This is a genomic window from Aestuariirhabdus sp. LZHN29 (genome assembly GCF_049985285.1).
GTDB lineage: Bacteria > Pseudomonadota > Gammaproteobacteria > Pseudomonadales > Aestuariirhabdaceae > Aestuariirhabdus.
In genome coordinates this window covers 1,070,265-1,094,304 of sequence record NZ_JBNIEU010000002.1, presented here as the reverse complement: position 1 = coordinate 1,094,304, position 24,040 = coordinate 1,070,265, and the positions used below count along the sequence as shown (strand labels likewise).

The 24,040-nt window shown below is 56.3% G+C and carries 14 protein-coding genes; 6 read left to right on the top strand and 8 right to left on the bottom strand.

The features are described from left to right. Nucleotides 1-91: 91 nt before the first annotated feature. Genes cobJ through cobN form a run of 4 tightly spaced genes read left to right on the top strand, consistent with a single transcriptional unit; the run spans nt 92 to nt 6,673 of the window. Nucleotides 92-892, top strand: coding sequence for a precorrin-3B C(17)-methyltransferase (cobJ, locus tag ACP3PW_RS11840; RefSeq protein ID WP_426417042.1), 801 nt, complete (start codon nt 92-94; stop codon nt 890-892). Beyond that, entirely contained in the window at nt 889-1,713 is an 825-nt protein-coding gene (cobM, locus tag ACP3PW_RS11835; protein ID WP_426416904.1) for a precorrin-4 C(11)-methyltransferase, read from the top strand. Before cobJ ends, cobM begins: the two co-directional genes overlap by 4 nt. Nucleotides 1,714-1,719: 6 nt before the next feature. Next, on the top strand, nt 1,720-2,802 hold the full coding sequence (gene cobW, locus ACP3PW_RS11830; protein ID WP_426416903.1) for a cobalamin biosynthesis protein CobW: 1,083 nt from the start codon (nt 1,720-1,722) through the stop codon (nt 2,800-2,802). A gap of 1 nt (nt 2,803) precedes the next feature. Continuing rightward, nucleotides 2,804-6,673, top strand: a complete 3,870-nt coding sequence (gene cobN, locus ACP3PW_RS11825; protein ID WP_426416902.1) for a cobaltochelatase subunit CobN — start codon at nt 2,804-2,806, stop codon at nt 6,671-6,673. A gap of 31 nt (nt 6,674-6,704) precedes the next feature. Here the strand turns inward: cobN and ACP3PW_RS11820 are convergent, their stop codons facing one another. Beyond that, nucleotides 6,705-6,983 (bottom strand): DUF503 domain-containing protein, encoded by a 279-nt coding sequence (locus ACP3PW_RS11820; RefSeq protein ID WP_426416901.1) that lies wholly within the window; start codon nt 6,981-6,983, stop codon nt 6,705-6,707. Next, nucleotides 6,965-7,468, bottom strand: coding sequence for a DUF2244 domain-containing protein (locus ACP3PW_RS11815; protein WP_426416900.1), 504 nt, complete (start codon nt 7,466-7,468; stop codon nt 6,965-6,967). The genes ACP3PW_RS11820 and ACP3PW_RS11815 overlap by 19 nt, the downstream gene beginning before the upstream one ends. A gap of 173 nt (nt 7,469-7,641) precedes the next feature. Between ACP3PW_RS11815 and pdsO the strand changes: the two genes are divergently transcribed. Next, complete coding sequence (gene pdsO, locus ACP3PW_RS11810) at nt 7,642-8,349, top strand: sortase-associated OmpA-like protein PdsO (protein ID WP_426416899.1); 708 nt, start codon at nt 7,642-7,644, stop codon at nt 8,347-8,349. Nucleotides 8,350-8,746: 397 nt separating this feature from the next. Further along, entirely contained in the window at nt 8,747-9,637 is an 891-nt protein-coding gene (locus tag ACP3PW_RS11805) for a DMT family transporter (RefSeq protein WP_426416898.1), read from the top strand. Nucleotides 9,638-9,662: 25 nt separating this feature from the next. On the opposite strand, the gene ACP3PW_RS11800 is transcribed toward ACP3PW_RS11805, so the two are convergent. From ACP3PW_RS11800 to ACP3PW_RS11775, 6 genes are all read right to left on the bottom strand, one after another. After that, entirely contained in the window at nt 9,663-16,934 is a 7,272-nt protein-coding gene (locus ACP3PW_RS11800) for a lipase family protein (protein WP_426416897.1), read from the bottom strand. Between the two features lie 56 nt (nt 16,935-16,990). Then, the gene (locus tag ACP3PW_RS11795; protein ID WP_426416896.1) at nt 16,991-18,385 is read right to left on the bottom strand and encodes a hypothetical protein; all 1,395 of its coding nucleotides are present in this window, start codon (nt 18,383-18,385) and stop codon (nt 16,991-16,993) included. 115 nt (nt 18,386-18,500) lie between these two features. After that, nucleotides 18,501-19,913: a hypothetical protein gene (locus ACP3PW_RS11790; RefSeq protein WP_426416895.1), complete on the bottom strand. Its 1,413-nt coding sequence runs from the start codon at nt 19,911-19,913 to the stop codon at nt 18,501-18,503. 88 nt (nt 19,914-20,001) lie between these two features. Continuing rightward, a complete protein-coding gene (locus tag ACP3PW_RS11785) occupies nt 20,002-20,211 on the bottom strand; it encodes a hypothetical protein (RefSeq protein ID WP_426416894.1) in 210 nt (69 codons plus the stop codon). A gap of 64 nt (nt 20,212-20,275) precedes the next feature. Continuing rightward, nucleotides 20,276-21,667 (bottom strand): HlyD family type I secretion periplasmic adaptor subunit, encoded by a 1,392-nt coding sequence (locus tag ACP3PW_RS11780; RefSeq protein WP_426416893.1) that lies wholly within the window; start codon nt 21,665-21,667, stop codon nt 20,276-20,278. Further along, nucleotides 21,664-23,793, bottom strand: a complete 2,130-nt coding sequence (locus tag ACP3PW_RS11775) for a type I secretion system permease/ATPase (protein ID WP_426416892.1) — start codon at nt 23,791-23,793, stop codon at nt 21,664-21,666. The genes ACP3PW_RS11780 and ACP3PW_RS11775 overlap by 4 nt, the downstream gene beginning before the upstream one ends. Nucleotides 23,794-24,040: the final 247 nt, after the last annotated feature.

Sequence of the window (24,040 nt, the reverse complement as noted above, 5' to 3'; positions counted from 1 at the left end):
TACCGACTGCAACCCAATCACCCTTTTGGATAGATGACAGCGAATAATGAGCGATACCCTAAACAGTAACGTCCCCGACAGATACAGCACGATGGATCCGCCCTGCAGCCTATACCTGGTGGGGATTGGACCCGGAGACCCCGCCTACCTTGCGCCTGCCGCGCGACGGGCGCTCGATACCTGCAACGACTGGGTCGCCTACCGCCTCTACCTCGATCTTCTGGGGCCCTTGGGTGATGGCAAGCAACATCATGACCTGCCTCTGGGAGAGGAGATCGAGCGCGCACGGCTGGCACTAAAACTCACCCTTGAAGGGCGCTCCACAGCCCTGATCTCCAGCGGCGATATCGGTATCTATGCCATGGCGACACTGGTTTTCGAACTACTCGAGGGTGAGTTTAGCGAGCAAGCCAACCACATTCAGATTGAGGTGGTGCCGGGCATATCCGCCGTGCAGATGGCCGCAGCTCGGGCCGGTGCCCCCCTGGGTCATGATTTTTGTACCATCTCCCTATCCGACCTCCTCACGCCTTGGGAAACCATTGAGACTCGTTTACATGCAGCGGGTCAGGGCGATTTTGTTACCGCGTTCTACAACCCGGTTTCGCGCCAACGGGACTGGCAACTGGCGCACGCAAAAAAGGTGCTGCTGGATTACCGGCCCGCTTCAACGCCCGTCGTTATCGCCCGCAACCTGGGACGTGATGACGAGAAGGTCAGCTTCACAACACTCGCCGAGCTCGACCCTCAACGGGTCGATATGCTCACGCTGGTATTGGTGGGTAATAGCGAAAGTCGAATGCTGGACAACGGTCGCTGGGTCTACACCCCCCGTGGATACCGCAAAAAATTGAACGCCAACACAGCCCTCCCATCGGAGGCCCGTCCATGACCGTCTACTTTATTGGTGCGGGCCCTGGCGACCCCGAGTTGATCACGGTTAAAGGGCAGCGCCTGATCGCGAGCTGCCCTGTCATACTTTATGCCGGGTCGCTGGTACCCGTCGAGCTACTCGGTAATGCCCATTGCGATGCCACCGTTATCGATACCGCACCCCTTAACCTCGACGAGATTATCGAGTTGATCGTCGCGGCCCAGCAACGGGGCGAATCTGTAGCACGAGTCCATTCCGGCGACCCCTCAATTTACGGTGCGATCGGAGAACAGATTCGCCGCCTTGATGGACTGGATATACCTTATGAGGTGATCCCGGGCGTCACCTCAACCAGCGCCTCGGCCGCCGCGCTGGCTAGTGAACTCACTCTTTCCGGGGTTTCCCAAACCGTCATATTGACCCGCTACGCGGGGAAAACCCCCATGCCGGAGCAGGAATCCCTTTCGGAGCTGGCGCGCCACCGTGCGACCCTGGCGATTCACCTGGGGATCACCCGTATCCATAAAATTGTCGAGGAGTTGATCCCCCATTACGGCGTCGATTGCCCGGTCGCTGTGTGTTACCGAACCAGCTGGCCGGAACAGCAATTGATCCGGGGCACCCTGGCCGACATCGTCGACAAGGTGCGCGCCGAGAAGATCAATCGCACGGCTTTAATCCTTGTGGGCAAAGTGCTCGACCCCGGTCAGTTCGACGATTCCTGGCTTTACAGCGAAGAGCAGGCCCACCTTTACCGACCCCGCGTTAAACCTGCCAGCCCCAGACAGGTAAAACGTGACGATCACTTTCCTTCCAGATTCCGTCCACACGAGAAGTAGATTTTTATGAACCTGAAAAAAATCCCTGCAACGATTGTCACCGGTTTCCTTGGCAGCGGTAAAACAACCCTGCTATCCAATATCCTGCGCCAAGCCAGCGGCAAGCGCATCGCGGTGATCGTTAACGAATTTGGCGCGTTGGATATAGACGCCGAACTACTGCGTAGTTGTCCGCTCGAATGCGACGACGAAAACCCGAACTCCAATAGCGCTATCCCGGAAAATGGAATCTACGAACTCGCCAACGGCTGCATCTGCTGCACCGTTGAGGAGGAGTTTCTGCCGGTGATGGAAGCGCTGGTTGCGCGTCGCGACCAGATTGACCACATCCTGATCGAAACCAGCGGCCTTGCCCTGCCCAAACCCCTGGTACAGGCGTTCAATTGGCCACAAATCAAACTACACTGTACGGTGGATGCAGTCATTACGGTGGTCGACGGCCCGGCTCTGGCCGATGGTCGCATCGCCAATAATCCGGAACAGGTAAACGCCCAGCGACTGGCCGATGAGAGCCTTGATCACGACCCCAGCTTACAGGAGCTACTCGAAGATCAACTCAACTCCGCGGACCTGGTTCTGATCAGCAAACAGGACCTGATGGACTCCGCGCAACTCGAAACCCTGCAACAACAGTTGCAAGCCCGGGTCCGCGATGCCGTTCGATGCCATCCGGTTCACAACGGGGAGGTAGAGCAATCCCTGATCCTCGGACTGAAATCTGCATCTGAAGATGGCATCGAACAGCGCCATACCCATCATGATCATCACCACGCCGAGGGGGCCGAGCATCACCATGCCCACGACCATTTTGATTCAATAAGCCTTAGCCTTGGTGAGGTCAACAGCGACGCCCTGTTACGCGAGCTCGAATCCCTTGTCTCTGAACACAATATCTATCGAGTGAAGGGCTTTGTCGCGCTGGCCGGCAAACCGATGCGTCAGGTGATACAGGGGGTCGGGCAACGCTTCGAACGCTATTTCGATCGTCCCTGGACTCCCGGCGAAGCTCGGGACAGCCGCATCGTAATGATTGGCAAAGGCTTGAACCAACAGCAGATCGAACGACGCTTGCGTTTGCACGAGGCCTGACATGCACCTGTTGGCTGCCAAACCCGGTGGGTTTTCTGACGAAGAGGGGATCATCGACCTGCAGCAAGACCCTGCCGAGCTGGTTATCCTCTCCGCCCAGGATAGCTCCCTTGCGCTGCTGGCCGATGCGGCCCAACAGCTGCCTGACAGTTTTCCCGAGCTACGACTGGCCAACCTCAGCTATCTCTCCAAGCCCGCAGCCTATGATCTTTACGCCCACCGGGTTATCGACCATGCCCGGGTGGTGGTCGTCTCCGTGCTGGGTGGCCGTGGCTACTGGGATTACCTGCTGGGCCAGTTGGAGGCGCAGGCCTGTGCCGGCAAGCTAATACTGATCGCGGTCCCCGGCGACGACCAGGAGGACCCTGAGCTGGAACGAATCTCAACGGTTTCCTCCATCCACTACCACAGTATATGGCGCTTCCTGCGCGAAGGCGGACGCGCCAACAGCAACAACCTGTACGCCCTGCTGGGGGCCGAATACTTCTCCCTGCCCCTGAAATGGAATCCGCCACGAACCCTTCCACGCAGCCTTATCTACCACCCCACCCAGCCCAACCCGACGCTACAGGAGTGGCAACAGCAGTGGCACCCGGATTACCCGGTAGCACTGCTTATTTTCTATCGCTCCCACATCCAAAGCGGCAATACGGAAGCCTTCGATGAACTTGTTAACGAGCTCTCCTCCCATCAACTGAATCCATTACCGATCGCTATCACCTCACTCAAAGAGCCTGAGTGCCTCGAGGTCGTTAATCGACTTTGCGCGCAGGCAAGGGTAGCGGTCATCATTAACACCACCGGATTTTCCATTCATAGCCAGGGCAACGCATCCCTCAGCTCTCAACCCTCAGATGCCACCCCCAGGATAGAGAGCCCGGCACCGGTGTTGCAGGCGATCATGGCGGGCAACAGTCAGCAGGATTGGCAGCAACATAGCCAGGGCCTGCGCCCCACCGATATCGCAATGAACATCTCGTTACCGGAGATGGATGGCCGCATCATCACCCGCGCCATCAGTTTCAAGGAGACCGCTCCCCGCAATACGCGCTGCCAGATCGACCCGGTGCGTTATCGACTTCACCCTGAACGAGCACGCTTTGTGGTGGAGCTGGCACGACGCTGGGCATCCCTTGCCAGCAAGGCCAACGCCGATAAGCGTATCGCATTGATACTGGCGAACTACCCGACCAAAGAGGGTCGTATCGGTAACGGCGTAGGGCTCGACACACCCAACTCAACTCTCAACATCCTCCATGCCATGCAGGGCAGCGGCTATCCGGTGCAGGATATACCCGCCGATGGAACCGCGCTGGTTGAAACCCTGCTGCAATGGGTCACCAATGACAGTGCACACCTCGCTGCACGGCCCTGCCAGCAGAGCCTTGCGCTGGCCGACTACCAACGCTATTTCAGCCAACTTCCCGAAAGCTGCCAGAGCGCGGTAGCCGAGCGCTGGGGCGCACCGCAGCAGGATCCCAGGTTCCGTGAAGGGCGCATAATGGTGGCGGGCATTCGCCTCGGCGACACCTTCGTCGGCATCCAGCCCGCCCGGGGCTACCAGATCGATATCGCCGCCAACTATCACGACCCCGATCTGGTCCCCCCCCACGCCTACCTTGCCTTCTATTTTTGGTTGCGTCATGACTACGGCATCGACGCCATCGCCCATATCGGCAAACACGGTAACCTGGAGTGGCTACCGGGTAAGGGCTCGGCGCTGTCGTCCGCCTGCTGGCCCGATATCGCCATCGGCCCCCTGCCCCACCTCTACCCCTTTATCGTCAACGACCCCGGCGAGGGAGCACAGGCTAAACGCCGGGCGCAGGCGGTGATCATCGATCACCTGATGCCACCTTTGGCACGAGCCGAAATCTATGGCGAGATGGCCCAACTCGAACTGCTGGTCGATGAACTCTATCAGGCGATGGGCGTCGACGGAGCCCGCGAGCGACATTTGCGAAAAAAAATACTCTCTCGCTTACGCAGCACCCATCTGCTCGACGAACTGCCCTGTAGCGGCGAGCTGTCCCAGCGTCAACGGGATAACCCACAGCCTGTTTCCGAAGAGCAGATCCTTAACGAACTCGACGCCTACCTGTGCGATCTAAAAGAGGCCCAGATTCGCAACGGCCTACACCTGTTTGGCGCCGCCACCGAGGGGCTTCAACGCAGCGAAACCCTGGTCGCATTGACTCGACTACCCCGTGGGGACAGCGCCGAGGAGCAAAGCATTCTCTGCACGCTTGCCGAGGACCTTGGCCTGTTTTCGAACCGGGGACCGGAGGAAAACAACGCCGACTTCTCCCCGCTCAACCCACAAGCTGCCACCCTGTGGAGCGGTCTCAGACCCGCTCTACTGCAACGCGTGAGCGACGCTCCCTGGCGCTCCGAAGCCGACACTCGGGAGCGTCTGGAGTTGTTGGCACTGGGATTGGTAGAGCGCCATTTCGATACGCCCGCCGCCCCCCTTAAACAACTGGATGACGAAGGTCTGCCGCGCACCCGACAGCTGTTCGACCATATCCAGACCCGGATCCTGCCTGCCTTCGATGGCAGCCCAGCCAACGAGCTAGCCAACTTTATCGCCGCCCTCGGTGGCCGTTTTGTACCACCGGGACCCAGCGGTGCCCCCAGTCGAGGCCGTCTGGATGTACTGCCCACCGGGCGTAATTTCTATTCGGTAGACAGCCGCGCCATTCCGACGCCGGCGGCCTGGGAGCTGGCCCAGCTGAGTGCCCAGCAACTGCTGATGCGCCACCTGCAGGACCACGGTGAGTACCCCCGCAGTATCGGTCTATCGGTGTGGGGCACCGCGACCATGCGCACCGGGGGTGACGATATCGCCCAGGCGATGGCTTTGATGGGCGTGCGCCCACGCTGGGCAACCGGCTCCAACCGTTTGATTGGCTTTGAAATCATACCGGCGTTCCATCTGGGGCGGCCCCGAATTGACGTGACCCTGCGCATATCCGGTTTTTTCCGCGACGCCTTCCCCAATGTGATTCGCCTGTTCGATGCCGCCGTGCAGGCACTGGCGGAGCATGAGGAATCCGGTGACGACAACCCAATTCGCCAGCAAGCCCAGGCAGAAGCAGCGATGCTGCGCCAACAGGGCCTGACGCCCGAGCAGGCGCAACAACAGAGTCGCTGGCGGGTATTTGGCTCCAAACCCGGAGCTTACGGTGCCGGTCTGCAAGGCCTCATCGACGAGCGCTGCTGGGACAGCGCCGATGACCTGGCCCGCGCCTACATTAACTGGGGGGGGTACGCCTACGGCCAGACCGATGAGGGCACCGACGCCTTCGGTGCTTTCGAGCACCGCCTCTCAACACTGGAAGCGGTGGTCCACAATCAGGATAACCGCGAGCACGACCTGCTCGATTCCGACGACTACTACCAGTTTCAGGGCGGCATGGGCAACGCCGTGCGCGTGTTGGCCGACAACGCGCCCGCGATCTACCACAGCGACCATTCCAACCCGGCAGCTCCGGTCACCCGCACCCTCAACGAGGAGCTAAATCGGGTGATCCGGTCACGAGTGCTTAACCCCAAATGGATCAACGCCATGCGCCAGCACGGCTACAAGGGCGGATTTGAGATGGCGGCCACCGTCGATTACCTGTTCGCCTACGATGCCACCACCGACCTGATCGACGACTACCAATACGCCAATGTCACCGACACCCTATTGCTCGACACCGAAAACCGCGAGTTCCTGCAACAATACAACCCCAACGCGTTGCAAGAGATGGGGGAGCGACTGCTCGAAGCGATACAAAGGGGGCTATGGAGCGATACCCAAGGCTACCAACAGGCGCTAACCGATCTGCTGCTGGAGCTGGACCACCATCGCGAGCTGTCGAGCTAGGCGCGCCCCTGGGGGGGCCTTTCCCAAGGATCTACAGCCACTCTACCCGCTGTTCACAGAGCACCGCGTCCAGCTCAAGTACGCTTGCCAACAACTGCTCCAACTGTTGCATCACCTGCCCTCGGGTTGCGGCCATTGCTAATACTGTCCACTGCGAGCGCTGATGACTGTCTGCCCAAGCTGATTCAGCGATCGCGAGCTGCGGACTCTTGCCAAATCGATCCCGCAGACCGCTAATGCGCCGGCGTTTCTCCTTCAAGGAACCACAGCCCGGCAGTTGAAACTCCAGAGTCAATAATGCGATCTGCACCCCTGAACCTCGATCCTTAGCCCCTGCTGGCGCAATCGCTCCTGCAGGAGTTCGACCTCCTGCTGGTTCAAAAACTCACCCACCGGGGTACGTTTATCCATGGCACACAGATAGAGGCGATCCGTACCTAGCGGGTAACGGCCCTGCTCAACCCTGACCCTCGCCCACTGCCGAGGCAGGTCGGTCACCTCCTCACGGCGACCGTGCCCCTTCTCCACCAACAGTTGGGAGTGGCCGAAGCGGATCAACTGCTGCCGTGTGCTGGCGCGACTCGCCGAGTAGAAGGCAACCATCAACACCAACACCTCAGCCCCCACAAACGGCAGCACCAGGGGTGCGCCCACCCAGCTGAACCCCAGTGCAATCACTAGACCCGCACAGCTCACAAGACCCCAAACCCACAGATTGAGCCGCCAGCTCGCAGACTGGTTGGCGCGAAGCAGAATTTGCACCTCATTTGCCGGAGTAATACGTGTGGCAACCATGATCAGGCTCCCGTTGTCAGGTTAGCCTCTCCAGTATAGATGCCATTTTTGATCACAATCTTTCCCTATCTTGCCCGAATTGTGCCATCAGCACGCCCTATTGGGTTGTTTTAATGACCCTGTACTTAATCAACAGCAGCCCACAAGGGCTAACCAAAGCAAGGGGAATAATCATGAAAAAAGCCATCGTACTCAGCAGCCTGCTAATGACCGCCACCCTACCCCCCGCCGCCATGGCCGAAGAAACCAGCCGCGAGGGCCTGATGGGTATCGGTAGCGGTGTTTTGGTCGGCGCAATGGTCGCCGGTCCTTTTGGTGCCGTAATCGGAGCAGGTCTCGGCCACACCCTGGGAGAAAAAGTGAACGAAGCGGAGCAACTGGAAAGCAAACAAACCCTATTAAGTGAAGCAAACCGCCGCATCCAGCAACTGCAACAGCAGCTCGCCTCCACCCAACGTCAAAAGCAATCCCTTGAGGTCGCCAATGCCTCCTATGAAAAACGCCTCAAGTTTGAAGGCTTGCAGCTGGAGGTAATGTTCCAGACCGCCGCTACAGAGATTCCCGACGTAACACGGCAGCGTCTGGCTGAGCTGGTGCAATTTTTGAAAACAAATCCGGCAGTGAGTATTGCCCTGGACGGTTACGCCGACGAACGTGGCGATGACGCTTACAACCACTCGCTGTCCCTGCAACGCACCAACAGCGTCGAGGATTACCTCATCAACGAGGGGATCGAGCCCGCTCGCATCCAAAGTCGTGCACACGGCAAGCAGCTCTCCAGCCTGGCCAGCGGCAACCCCGACATCCAGGCACTTGATCGTCGCGTCAGCATCACCCTGAGCGTCGACCGCAAGGGAGAGTCAGTAGCCAGCCGCCGCTAACCACAACTTAAGCAACCACAGGGAGGGCTACAACAACCAGAGAAACCAGGTTACAGATCCTATCCATTGGGCGCTCCGGCGCCCCTTTTTATGTACAGGATGTACGGGCCGATAGTTGTGCTCCTGCACAATCGGCACTCCCCACGTCCCTGTGGGTCGTATAGCGCGAGAGCCATGGACGGCGGTAGCGCTTTGTACAGGATGTACGGGCCGATAGTTGTGCTCCTGCACAATCGGCACTCCTCCCCTCATCCCCCGCACTCTTCCCCTCCGTCGCCTCCGCGAAGGCGGAGGCCCATTCCCATCTTGCCGAAGACTCTCGCTCTACAAATGCTCGCCCGCTATCAAGCACTGCGATACGATGGTTTTAAACTTATCGACGCAACAAGGTGTATTAATGCCCTCCCAACGCCAGGCATACCTCTACGGTATCGGTGCTGTCCTGCTCTGGTCCACCGTGGCGACGGCGTTCAAACTGAGCCTGCGCTACCTCGACACACTGCAGCTGCTGCTCTACTCCTGCATCAGTTCTATTTTTGTGATGCTGGGCATTCTTGCAGTACAGAATAAACTCTCACTTATAATGCCACTGGCGAAAACCGACTACCGACGCTTCCTGCCGCTCGGCATCCTCAACCCCTTCGCCTACTACCTGATTCTCTTTCAGGCCTACGACCTGCTACCGGCACAGCAGGCGCAACCCCTTAACTACACCTGGGGCATTACCCTGGCACTGCTCTCTATTCCACTACTGGGGCAAAAAATAACGCGCTGGGAGATCCTGGCCTGCGTCATCAGCTATCTGGGCGTGGTGGTGATCGCCACCCGGGGAGACCTGCTGGCCCTACAGTTCGATAGCCCGCTGGGGGTGACACTGGCACTGGTCAGCACCGTCATCTGGGCGCTCTATTGGATACTCAACGCCAAAAACTCCCAGGATCCAGTGGTGAGTCTGTTGCTGTGTTTCTGTTTCAGCCTTCCCTTTATCCTCGTCACTACCCTGATTTTCTCTAGCGTAGTGGTAAGTGACTGGCGGGGGCTGGCCGGTGCGGTCTATGTCGGCGTATTCGAGATGGGCTTCGCCTTTGTGCTCTGGCTCAGCGCGATGAAAGCCGCCACCAACACCGCCAAGATCAGCAACCTGATCTTCCTCTCCCCCTTCCTGTCGCTCTACTTTATCGCCACCTTCGTTGGCGAAACCATTCATCCCGCCACCTATGTGGGGCTGGTATTTATTCTTGCAGGTGTGGTGCTGCAGTCGCGTTTGGGCAGGGTTCAAAAAAACTAAACCACGTTAACAGCCAACTCTGAGTTTACGCTACTGAAGAGTCCTGCCATGCGGCAGCAATCTCTGCACTCAGGTCTGGCGTTGTCGACCCCGGCAACAGATTACCAACACCCTCGGTGCCCCCCATAGCGGCCATCGCATGCACCAGTTGCTCTACCTGTGTATGCTGCAGGCTCCGCCCATCTGAGGTTTCGAAACGCTCAACCAACATTCCCGGTTGAGCGTCACCGTCATACCAGCCCTTTACCAATAACTGGTCCGGCTGTTCAAGAATTGAGATCAAAAGATCACCATCCTCATTGGCGAAGCGCAGTGCGCTATGATCGATCCCTTGGCTAAACACCACACGATCATGCCCACCGTCTGCGCCCCCAATCTCATAGAGAACGTCCTGGCCAAAGCCCGGATTAAACTGATAGCTGTCGTCTCCTGCGCCACCCACAAGCTGGTCATCACCAACCCCACCTTCGAGCAGGTCATCGCCGCAACCACCGATGAGCTGGTCCGTTCCGGTGCCACCGCGCAGGAGGTCATCACCCTCGGCGCCTATCAACAGATCATCACCGTCTCCTCCCATAAGCCTGTCGTAGCCAATACCACCATACAGCCAGTCTTTTCCGCGCCCACCCTCAAGGCGATCGTCACCGCGTGTCCCCAGCAAACGGTCTTTACCATTACCTCCGCGCAGGGTAACACCCTGTGCTTTTAACTCGTTCCAGCTAGCCTGGGTACCATCTGCGAATTCGATCACATCCAGCGATGCCGCGCTGGCCGCGTTCATCCACAACCCCTGACCGAGGTAATCGACACCTGCGGTGTTGGTAATTTGGAGTGTTAAATCACCCGTCGCGTCATCTCGGCGCGCTACCACCTGGTTCGCATTAATGGCACCGCCAAACAGAATTCGGTTATGGCCTTGCTCATCGGTGATCTGATCAAACCCATCACCCAACCCATAGCGGTAAACGTCATCTCCGGTACCGCCCTGCAGATGGTCGTCACCGAGTCCGCCCTGCAAGTAGTCATCACCCGTCCCTCCCTGCAAACGGTTATCCCCGTCGTTTCCGATCAGTTGGTTTGATAACTCATTGCCGACTCCGACAAGGTTATGCTCCCCCAGCAGCTGGAGATTCTCTACCTGATTTGCCAGGGTATAATCGATGCTCGTTTCCACCCAATCTGTGCCCTCGTCGGACAGCTCGACCACACGATCTCCCGTATCTTCTACGCGATAGCGGTCGTCACCCAGACCGCCCATCATTTCATCGGAGCCTGTACCACCGTCGATCAGATTATTGCCGCTATTACCCCATAGCGAGTTGGCAAGCCTATTGCCGGTAGCATCAATATTGCCATTTCCCGTCAGCGTCAGGGTCTCTACATGTTCTGGCAGCTCAAAACTGACCGACGCAAACACCCGGTCATACCCGGAGTCGATCTCCTCCCATACCGAGTCACTCACCCACTCCTCCTGGGTCACGGGTATTAGTGTTGGCGCATCGTAATACCCCAAGTCGTGCTTAGTGACAGTCTGGTTACCAGACTTTGCAGCCCACTCAAAAAACGATGACATATCATTTTTGGTTCCATTATGTTCGCTTCTACGAAACTCACTCCCATTAACATCACAACGATCATCGGCAAGGTGCGATTGACTCTTGGTAACATCACCTCGGCTTGGGTTATTGCGCGCACCCGGGTTACCCGGTGAGTGGGGATAGCCATCATTCTGATTCAGATCGTGGCCCGGCGGCGGGGCATCCCACCCGTTACCGAGCCCTTCGTTGCCCTTTGTGCTCCATGGCTTCTCACTCCACTCATGGGTTAAAGATAAATTGGTTGTGCAATCGAGTCTGAGCGACAACCTGACATCTTCCCCAGCCTGCACCCACTCCACCCGTTCTACCCGGTAACCATCAACAATATAAGTGTCATCACCATCACCACCGGCCAGCAGATCGATACCATCGCCTCCATCCAGGTGGTCGAGTCCTTCACCGCCGTACAAGCTATCAATGCCCGCTCCACCGTCTAACCGGTCATCACCACTGCCACCCTGCAGCAGGTCATTCCCTGCGCCGCCAAAAAGCTGATCGTTATTGCTTAATACCGCCTCCTCTTCGCTCCCGCCCCAATCAGAAGCCTCGTTGCCCCAGTTGTCCCATTCAGGGTTCCATTCAAGACCCGAACCACCGCTGTTGATCAGTGTTCCGCCGTCGTCGCCACCAAACAGATGGTCATCACCAGACCCACCCAGCAAAAGATCATCACCGGAGCCACCATCGAGGTAATCATTGCCCTCGCCGCCATCCAGCAGATCACTGTTACTCCAGGCCTGCCGGGGTGGCGGGTTTTGCGAGGATTCATTCTCCCAGTGCTCGCCCTCTTCCCCTTCGTCACCATCGCCCCGCTCCACAACCTCGGGATCTTCACCTCCGAATAAACGGTCGTCCCCAGTACCCCCTAACAGGTGGTCGTCGCCGCTGTGGCCGTTCAAAACGTCATCACCGGCTAGGCCTTCAAGGCGATTGCGGTCATCATTTCCACTGAGCATATTGTTTGCTGAATTTCCCGTGCCGTTAGCGTCTCCGCTGCCGACCAGTCGTAGCGCTTCGACATGATCCGCCAGCACCAGACCTCCTTCGCTTAGCACCTCATCGTAGCCCGCGTCTGGTTGCTCCAGGAGGATTACTCCCTCACCCTGCACCCGATAGGTGTCATTGCCCGCCCCGCCCTCCAGCAGATCGGCTCCGCCGTTGCTGACCAATAGATCGTCCCCGGCCAATCCTTGCAGGTGATTTTGGTAGGCGTTGCCGATCAGTAGATTATTCAACTCATTACCGACACCATCCAGGGGGCTCCACCCCACCAGTTCGAGTTCCTCAATGCCTGCCGACAGTTGATAACTCACCGAGGCAACGACACGGTCAAGGCCTTCACCCGGTGCTTCAATAGCCTGGTCAAGGGTATTGTCTACTCTGTACCGGTCGTCACCACTGCCGCCATGCATCTGATCTACGCCGAGACCACCATCGAGCAGATCGTCGCCGCTGCCACCATCGAGTTGGTCGTTACCCGAATAACCAAACAGCTGATCATTTCCCCCACCGCCGGCCAGCGAGTCATCGCCACTATGACCCTCGATACGGTTGGCAAGGCTGTTTCCCACTGCGTTCGTCCCGCCCGCAGAGGCCACACGAAGATTCTCCACATTCTCTGCCAGTTGATAGTCGACGGTCGTAATTACCGAGTCCTGTTGGCCCTCGCCGAACAGCTCGACAACCTGGTCGTCCGCATTATCTACGCTATAGATGTCATTCCCTTCACCGCCGAGCATCAGGTCCCCACCGAGGCCGCCATCGAGGGTATTACCGAGGGCGTTGCCAATCAGTAGATTATCGAGTTCGTTGCCTACTCCGTGATAGACCCCATCTGCCAGCTCCAGCTGTTCCAGGTTAGCATCCAGGCGGTAGCCCTCTACGAATACTTCCGCTCGGTCAGTCCCGCCATCGACCTGCTCAATGACAGCGTCAAGAGCGTCGGTTATTCGATAGCGATCGTCTCCCTCGCCGCCCACCAGGCGATCAACGCCTGCACCGCCGTCCAGCAGATCGTTACCCGCACCACCGAAGAGCTGATCGTTGCCCGCCCCTCCATTGAGACTGTTGTCACCACTGTTGCCTTCGATGTCGTTATCCTGCCCGTTGCCCCAGGCCGACAAGGACTCGCTACCCAACATCGAGAGCTGTTCGATATGGCTGCCCATGTGATGATCCGCTGTCGCCATAATTCGGTCATCGCCACCACCCATTACATCGTGGGTACTATCGCCCGCATCATCGACGATATAGGTGTCGTTACCCACCCCACCGGCTAACGTATCAGCGCCAGCGCCGCCGTCGAGCAGGTCGTCACCCTGGTCGCCAACCAGGCTGTCATTACCGGCACCACCATAAAGCTGATTATCAAGATGATTACCCATCAGGATATTATCGAGTGCGTTCCCGCTGCCCCTGATAACGCCTTCAAGCAGGCGCAGATGCTCGACATGATCGGTAAGCTGGTAGTCGATGGAGGCTTCCACCGTATCGACACCCTCACCCAACTCCTCTGCAACACGATCATCTAAATTATCGACCCGATAGGTGTCGTCACCTGTCATACCGACCATATGATCGGAGCCCGTGCCCCCATCAAGAATGTCGTCACCCTCTAACCCATAAAGGGTATCGTTGCCAGCGTAGCCATTCATACGATCGAAGGCGTTAGTGCCCCACAGGGTATCGTCGGCACTGGTGCCATCGCTGGTAATACCCAGTTGTAACAGCTGCAGATAGTTGATGGTGGTTCCGTCGCTGAACTCAACGTCGGTAATACCGCTACCGGCATAGACGTCGTTGGGGTCGAAGTTGGCAAGGTGAGCGATCGGCCGGCCATCGATGGAGATCAGCAGCGACCCCTGCGACAAAGAGATCCGGTTCATCCCCTGGGCGTAGCTCAGGTCGCCGAATTTTAGGCGATTCTCCTCAAGGTCCATGATACTAACCGCGTCCTGACCCGATCTCACATCGTAGGTATCGTAGCCACCCTCACCGACCAGTAACCCTCCACCCCGTGTATCCGAAAGCTCATCCTGGCCACTACCACCCACCAGGACATCAAACCCCGCACCACCGATCAACCAATCGTGGCCGCTACCCCCCTCCAGATAGTCATCACCGGCGCCACCTTCAAGTTCATCATCATCCTTACCCCCGTAAAGGCGGTCATTCCCGTCACCCCCCACTAGCGCATCGTCGCCTTCATCGCCATGTAGCTCATCATTTCCCAATTGCCCCAACAGGTAATCTGACCCAGCCCCACCGGAGAGATAGTCGTTGCCGCTAGCCCCAAGGGCATTGTCTCCCTGGATCTGGTCGTCGCCTCCGTTTCCATAGAGCCGATCGTTGCCGCCATCGCCCCAGATCAAATCGCGATCGTTCCCGCCTATAACCAGATCATCGCCATGCTCCTCCAGCGCGAGGTTGGGTGCATCGCCATTGAGTTGGTTCAAACCCTCCCCCCCAACGACAAGGTCATCACCCGCCTCACCGAGCAAACGATCGTCACCTATCCCTCCCAGCAAGGTATCGTCACCGGCTTCCCCCATCAAAACATCGTTTCCAGCCTCGCCATAGAGCAGATCGTCGCCGTCACCACCCCAGGCAAAATCATTCCCGCCACCGCCCCAAATAACGTCATCCCCACCGACCACTGCGGTAGCTGACCATTGAATATCCCCGACAATGTTCACCTTGCCGGGTTGTTCGTTAACGGTCCAATCGGGATTCCCAAGCGTCCAGTCGCCATCCCCCATCAGGTAATCGGTGCCTTCACCGCCATAGAGAAGATCATCCCCAGCGCCTCCGCCGAGAAAGTCGCGGTACCCACTTCCGAACAGAAGATCGTCACCCTGTTGGCCGGAAAGAAAGTCACCCAGCGTGAGATCATCGGGATCAATACTCTGCCCACCTTTTAGGCTGTCTAACGAACCCGCAATCAGGCGATCGTCCCCATCGCCTCCTATCAGCAGATCCCGGCCAACCCCTCCCTGCAGGAGATCGTTCCCGTAGCCACCAATAAGGGTGTCCCGCCCACCTTCGCCCAGAAGCTCATCATCTCCCCTCAAACCCAGCAGGGTGTTTTCGGCGAGGTCACCGGTGAGTCGGTTGTTGGCGTCATCCCCCATCAGGTCTCGGGGGTTGTCCTCACTAATTTCAATGCTGGTATCAATCTCGGGAAGCTGATGCCACGGCGACGCTGAACTTTCTGCAAAAATTGTCTGTTCACCTTCGACATTTTCACCCGAGCGGCCATAGAGGCTGTAAACGAGGTTTATCCCTGTGGTGTATTCCCCGCCTAGCGCCAATGGAGTGACCGAGCGGAAAGTAACCGCCACTTCATCCTTACCCAGTTCGCTCTTTATGCGATAACCCTCTTGCGACCAATCAAGACTGGCGGCGCCAACGATGGCGAGTTCAGTAAAGTGACCATCGGCGGTGACTCCAGGCATCTCCAGGTCCAGCAGTTGGCCAGTTGTTTCAGTCGCGCGCTCCAGCGTAACAAGCAACTCCCCGTGGTAACCCGCGAACGGGGTGAGTGTTTCGGACCACTCGCTCTCGGTGATTGTTTGGGTCGCCATACGAAGATGATCGATCGACACGTCATACTGTGTCGCCAGAGCACCAATTCGCCCTGAATTCGTTTCATCCAACTGGTTCAACAGCGCCACTGCGTCCTGCTGTGAAAGTTGCTGGGTAAACCACTGTCCGATGGTTCCTAGCACATCCTTTAGCATGCCGATCACCCCATCAGACGGTGGCTGATACCCCTCTATTCCGTTGGGAAAGTGGGTGCTCTCCACTAACCGGGGTATTAGCTGACCCTGCTGGTCCAGGCCTACAACCAGATTACGTATCGCTTCGGAGCTGTGTTTGAGTACCGTATCAATACCCAGAACTCCCGCAACAGCCAATGTAGATGCCGGAGCCAGTGCCACGGCGACCGCAGCCAATCCGAGCAAACCAGCCGCACCGCCGGTTACTTGCGCCAGCCCTTCCGCTACTGAACCGACCAATGAGGATCCCTCATCACTGAGCAGGTCATAATGGCTGCCGATTACATCGCCGCTCGCGGCGGAGATGGCGCTGCCAATAATCGAGATATTGACGAGGTCGCCGGGGTTGTTGAATTCTGGGGTGAATGCTGAAAAAAGGTTAAGAATTTGTGCATTATCATTGAACCATGGGAATAACCCCTCGATAAATGATAATTCTTGTGAAAGTGATAATGCACCGGGGGCGTCAAAAGTGTAACCAGGCAAAGCGAAAACGCTGCTTACAATCTGAGCAAGTGCGCCGCCCAAGGAATGTCCCGTAACATAGACTAACGGAGACCTACCCGCTGATTGGGCCAGTTCCATAAACACATCGAGGGTAAATTGCAGAGCCTGTTCAAACTGGGGATGATAACCGTTGCTAACAGAAAGCTCCCAATCGACCCCCATATCGGTACCCGACCCCAAAATCTGGTCAGTTCCCCTGAAGGCGATCACCGCTTCAGGACCATCAGGACCGGACCGAGTCAAAGCATACGCATAGAAGCCACTGTCCTGATGATACATTCGCCCGGAATTATCGACACCAACATTGGGAATAAAGTCCCAACCTAAAGGTGCTTCAACCGAGTTATCATTAATATCCTTGGGATTGTAAACATCAACACTTAATAGCATTAATTCAGAAATCATACTGGTCATAATTGGTCCATCCTTGGACAGCTGAAATATTAACAACAGATTATTCTTACAGTTTCCTACCGAATCTTAGTGATAGTTTCTATAGGATTTCGGTAGATTCTTTCCATATCGGGTATTGCCCTATGTTTATGGTAATTACTAGTTCGCCTAAGAAATCTACCGGGAACATAAAATTTATGATCGATGCTATAGGGATTATGGTCCCGCGCTACCAGCTCACCACGCCCAACTGTGTAGATGTGAAAAACACTATTCTTTTTAGGCAATGTGACATGATTAGAACCTTTCAGTAGCGTATAGCCACCCAACAAATCACGATCAAACCAAAGAAGAGGTATTCCTCCCCCTTGGGTGGATGATCGATAGCTAATGCTGCTTCCCCCAGCCTTCAGCACAGGATTAGGAATTAGATTCTTGTCCTTCTCATAAAGAAACTGGAATGACCCCCTGTGTTTGCTAGGACCGCCGGCAGAACGGGGCTCAGGAAACGCTTTTCTGGCCTGGGCCTTGGTAAAGATAAAATCTATCCTCGGCCTGCCAGCTACAAGGAAGTTGGGATGTCGCAAAAAAGTAGCACCCTCAAGGCCCCTCCAGTAATACACCACCGCCTCTACTCCCTGCAGATCCTCGTCGATCCACTGCTCCGGCAAGCCAAAACGCTCGGCAAAATCGCGGGTGTAAACCCACTGATATACCGATGAGGGGATATCGATCACTTTGTCCCGAGTCAGGTAAAAGGGTTCATCACGGCGCGCCTGGTGGTAGAAGCGCACTCTCTCGAGGTAGCTTTCGGTAAGAGCGATACGGTAGCTCCCCAACACCAGCGCGCCAGCGCTGTCCGGCATCTGCTGGCAGTCGAACATCAGCTGCAGGCGATCCAGCCCCTTGCCGATGGAGCGCTGGTAGTTGCGCACCCGCAGCGGGACCGCACGATCGCCCGCCACCCAATTCAGTTGGTGGCGACCGGCGGTGTCGGTTTCAGCGATACCCAGCTCGCGCTTAGCCCATTGCCTGTCCTCCTCACGAAGCAGATTCAGCTGCGCAATGGGCTCAGGTGAATGGGGGTAGATATAGCGTCGACCGGACTCGTTAACGCCCACCACCCAGGGAATCTCCGTCTCCTGCTTGAGGTAGAGTTCAAACAGACACTCGGCGGGACGCCAGGGTTCGTAAGCGTAGACTTCGGTTCGAAAGGCGATCCCCTCCACCCCCGATAGCTCCGGCTCCAGCCAGCGATCCGGCATCGCAAAGCGTTTAGCAAAGGCGGAGGTATAACCCCAGGCATTGATATCGAATTTACCCTTTCCTTCGATAACCGTGCCTCCAAAGCGCTCCTCGTAACTATCTCCTTTTACGAGATATCCTGCCATAACAGACGCACTCACAAAGCCCAGCATCAGAATAGCCAGTACAGGGACGCTCAATTTGGTTATCGAAACAGCCTTTATCATGACACTCCCCTACCTTTGCCGGTTATACACATCGACGCTTAAAAACATCAGATCACTGATTAAACTGGTCATAACCTCTCCCTCCCTGGAAACAGTTACTGGATTTTTGAATTCGCTATTGTTTGGTTAAAGATTCCAATGGAGCACCATAGATGAGGGGCATATCAGGAATCTCTCGTTGCTTTAAATACTCAGGCAGTCGGCGGGTAAACTGACCCGGGATATAGAACTCATGGTCAATGTTGTAGTGTTGGCCATCTAGCGCTATTAAGGGCCCTCGGCCAGTCGTATAAACCTTAAGCAGGGTTGTCTCCTGAGGTGGATCCATATGGGTAATTCCGCGCATCAACGCATAGTCGCCCAAGATATTTCGGTCAAACCAGTAGATAAAAATCCCGCCGACCTGTACAGGCCTACCACTTTTTAGTTTGGTAGAGCTATAGCTGATATTGGTCCTATCCTTTAGCCAGCTCTTTTCAACGTACATAGATTTGTCCGTTTCATACAGGTAACGGTATGAGCCCAAGTGTCTGGCTGGGCCTATTGCCCCCCGAGTGGTTGGAAAGGATACGGCAACCTGCTTCTTGCTAAAAATAAAATCGATATAGGGAGTACCCTGAATAAAAAATGACTTTCTGGTGATAAGGCTTTTACCACCGGTATTGAGCCGGTAATACACCACCGCCTCTACCCCTTGCAGATCCTCGTCGATCCACCGCTCCGGAAGCCCAAAGCGCTCGGCAAAATTGCGAGTGTAGACCCACTGGTATACCGATGAGGGGATATCGATCACTTTGTCCCGAGTCAGGTAAAAGGGTTCATCACGGCGGGCTTGATGGTAGAAGCGCACTCTCTCGAGGTAGCTTTCGGTAAGAGCGATACGGTAGCTCCCCAACACCAGCGCGCCAGCGCTGTCCGGCATCTGTTGGCAGTCGAACATCAGCTGCAGGCGATCCAGCCCCTTGCCGATGGATCGCTGGTAGTTGCGCACCCGCAACGGGACCGCACGATCGCCCGCCACCCAATTCAGCTGGTGGCGACCGGCGGTGTCGGTTTCAGCGATACCCAGCTCGCGCTTAGCCCATTGCCTATCGTCCTCGCGAAGCAGATTCAGCTGTGCAATGGGCTCAGGTGAATGGGGGTAGATATAGCGTCGACCGGACTCGTTAGCGCCCACCACCCAGGGAATCTCCGCCTCCTGCTTGAGGTAGAGTTCAAACAGACACTCGGCGGGGCGCCAGGGTTCATAAGCGTAAACCTCGGTACGAAAGGCGATCCCCTCCACCCCCGATAGCTCCGGCTCCAGCCAGCGATCCGGCATCGCAAAGCGTTTAGCAAAGGCGGAGGTATAACCCCAGGCATTGATATCGAATTTACCCTTGCCTTCGATAACCGTGCCTCCAAAGCGCTCGGTGTAGTTATTGCCCTGCACCAGGTAGCCTGCCATAACAGACGCACTCACAAGGCCCAGCATCAGCACAGCCAGAACCGGGACGCTAAATTTGGTTATCGAAACAGCCTTTATCATGACACTCCCCTACCTATGCCGGTAATACGTTTGGTCGTCTCTATCGTCATCAGAAATTATCAATCCTGCTTAGGTCCATACATTGACGCTACTTCTTGGTACCTTCCCTTTTTTGCTTAAACGCCTTCAAGTCATGCTGATAGATCGGCTTCGGCGGATTCTTAAGATCCTCTTCCAGCTCCCGCTCGGACTGCCTCATGATTTGATACTCATGGCAGCACATCGCCAGCAAACAGGTGGCAGCAACCAAACTGAGTGACATAAACACATACTCGGTGTCTAGATAATCCAGCAACATAACATCCTCCCTGATGCGTTCTATTGACTCGCTGTTTTAAAACCATTAACGCCACGGCGCTGTGCTAGCGCTCCCTGATACTTTCATGGCTGTAGCGCAGCAATGGGGACAGAAAAAAATCCAGCAGGCGGCGCGTACCGGTTTTGATTTCGACCGCAACGTTCATTCCCGACGCCAGCGGTTGGTCCTGTCCATCTACTTCGATCCTGTTGCTGGCAAGCGTCACGATCGCCTTGTACAGCAACCCCTGGTTTGAATCGTTTACAGAATCCGCTGACACCAAAGCGACCTCACCGTTGATCCCGCCGTAGCGGGTGTAGTTAAAGGTGTCGACTTTGACTTCTACCGCCTGCCCTTGAGCGACAAAGCCAATATCCCGATTCTTGATCCAGGCCTCGGCGCGCAGCTCGCTCGCGGTGGGTACGATCTCCATCAATACCTGTGCGGCTTGCACAACGCTTCCCGGTTTTATCGGAATAACGGAGCGCACAATGCCCTCTGTCGGGGATGTAATACGGGTATTGGAAAAGCCCCGTTGAGCCTTTATCACCTGCTGTTTAAGCTGCTGAAGCTCCAATGCCAGTGACTCTTCGAGGGTTAGGGCCTCCCGGGCGTGGTTGGCCAGCAGCAGTTGATCTTCTGCTCTTACGCGATCAATTTCAGCCAACAGCTGTGCCTCCCTTGCAAACAAGGCCTTCAACGATTGCTCTGCCTCAATTCGCACCTGCTCGGCGTCAAGGTATTGTAGCCGGGGGGCCATCTGGCGATCATAGAGAGACTTCAACGCGTTGCGCCGCTCTTCCATCATAGGCAGCGTGCGCTTTATTTTTTGCTGCTCAGAATGCAACGCCCTTAACTGTGCATTAAGCCCCGCGACATGTGCTTTGCTGGCGAGACGAGTAGACCGTAGTAGCTCCCACTGGCGCTGCAACAAAAGCATTGATTGAGCATCAGGCAGTAACTCCCCGGGAGGCTGCTGATCCTCTAACAATGCCAATAGCGGGATGGAACGCATCAGTTCCAACAAACTCCGACGATACTGCTGGCGCACCAAACGCTCGGCGATCACCTCAACCTGCTCGCGTAAACTATCAATGTCGGCGCCGTTTAACGTGTCATCCAGGGTCAACAACAGATCACCCGCTTTTACTCGATCGCCATCGTTAACTGCAACCTGTGCGACTCTGCCGGACAGTTCACTCTGTATCGACGCCACCCCTTCGGCTGGCACGAGCTTACCCTGAGCGACCGCTACAATATCGATGCGACCAAACCAACCCCAGAGTAGCGCAATAACAAACAGACTGATGATTAACAGGCTAAAAAGACGCCCCAAAGGGTTGGGAGGTGTCTGTTCTACCGCCAGCGCGGCAGGAAGAAACTCACACCGCAATCGCTCTATACGATGCTCTTTCCAGCGAGAGATTCGCCCACCCATCCAACGCCACCACCTCATGCGCTCATGCCACCGTTTTGCATCGCTAACATCCGTGCGTAGTGGCCCTTGTTCCTTAGCAACTCTTTGGGTTCGCCCTGTTCGATCAGGTGTCCATTGTCCATCACCAGTATCTGGTCCGATTCTGCGACCGTTGACAGGCGGTGAGCGATAATAATCAGGGTTCGGTTGTGGGCTATTTTGCGCAACTGCTGCTGAATCACCCGTTCAGACTCGTAATCCAGCGCGCTTGTCGCTTCATCGAAAATAAGGATGCGCGGATCATTGAGCAGCGCACGAGCGATAGCGATTCTCTGTTTCTGCCCACCTGACAGACTATTGCCCTGCTCTCCGACTTCGGTGTCATAACCTTCGGGGAGTTGCAGAATAAAGTCGTGGGCGCCCGCAAGCTGGGCCGCCTGCATCACTCGCTCCAGCGATGATCCCGGGTCGGCCAGCGCTATGTTGTCACGAATGGAGCGATTGAAGAGAAAGTTGTCCTGCAGTACCACGCCGATCTGCTGACGCAGCCAGGCGGTGTCGGCAATCGCAAGGTCCATACCATCAACCAGAACCCGGCCGCTCTCAGGCAGATAAAAACGTTGCAGCAGGCGCGCCAGGGTGCTCTTTCCCGACCCGGAGCGCCCGATTACGCCGACGATTTCACCGGGACGTGCCTCAAACGAAACCTGCCGCAGGGCCGCCGGCCGTTGCGGGTCGTAGCGAAACCCCACCCGCTCGAATTGGATATGCCCCTTAATAGCTCCTGCCTGACTGCGAGGAGTGGCGCTGCTGTTTTCGCCGGGGGTATTGAGGATATCTCCCAATCGGTCGATGGAGATTTCCGCTTGCTGAAAGTCCTGCCACAACTGCACCAAACGCAGTATGGGTGCATTAATTCGCCCGGCAATCATATTGAACGCGACCAGCATCCCCACGCTCATCGCCCCGGCAATAACCTGCTGGGCACCCACCCATAAAATCGCAACGGTCACGACCTTACTGATTCCGGAGGCACTCTGACTGGCGATATTGCCCAGCTGCGCCGCGCGAAAATCGGCGCGGACATAACCCGCCAGCTGGTCCTCCCACTGGCGCTGCATCCGCGGCTCCACCGCCATCGATTTCAACGTTTCGATACCGCTCACCGATTCCACCAAAAACGACTGATTGGCAGCACCGCGCTGAAACTTTTCCTCAAGGCGAGCTCGCAGTAGCGGTGTAATCACAACGGAGAGCAAAATATACAGCGGGATAGAAGCGACCACGATCCCGGTGAGGAGCGGGCTATAGAGATAGAGCACCAGCAGGAACAGCAGGCTGAACATCAGGTCGATGCAGAGTGTCAGCGCTGAACCGGTAAGAAACTCCCGGAGACTATCCAACTCCCGAACCCGGGCTACCGTTTCACCAGTTCGACGCTTGTTGTAGTAGGCGATAGGCAGGTGCAAAAGATGATCGAAAAGCCGGGCACCGAGCATCAGGTCGATGCGATTGCTGGTATGGGAAAAAAGGTAGGTTCTGAGCGCTCCCAGCACCACATCAAACAGCGAGATCACCAACAAGCCGAAGGCGAGTACATCCAGGGTAGTGAGCCCCTTGTGGGCCAGCACTTTATCGATGATCACCTGAAAGAACAGCGGCGTCACCAGCGCAAACAGTTGGATAAACACCGACGCCAGCAGCACTTCCCCCAGCAGTTTACGATGCTTTTTTAACGCAGGGATAAACCAACGAATATCAAAACGCCCACCAACAACAGACCCGGCATCCGCTCGGCGAAAAAGGAACAGCTCACCACCGTAGAGATTATCCAGCACATCCACCGAAATGCGCTCCGCTGATGCCTGGCGGGGGTCCTGGATCAACACCTCGCCCTGTTCGCAGCGTACCACTACGATGGCGCTTCCATCCTTGCGCAGTGCCACCAACGGCATCGGCAGCTTCAGCAGCTCCTCGGTCGATACTTTCGACAAGCGCCCACGGAGCCCGACTGACTTTGCTGCTCGCAAAAGGAGTTTGCCGGAATCCTCATCCGCTGGAGGAAACCGGTGCGCCAGTTGCGCCAATGAGGCCGAAATGCCCTGCAAGCGAGCCACTATTACCAGCGCAGGCAGTCCTGATTGAATGTAGGTATCCCTGTCCATCGACCAAACAGTCCCTTGTTGGTGTGGATGATAATTCTGTGCAAATAATGAACGATCGATACTAGGGCACTTAAACCCTACAGTGAACAGGGTTTTTCCACACGCTGTGTAGGAGATCACATATTTTTTCCGTAGGGTCGATGAAAAACTTCAAACTCCCACCCCTCCCTGCTATATAGCATTGCCATATACCTATGCTGGTGCCATGATATACAGGCACTCTCCATTAGTAACAACCCAGGAATAT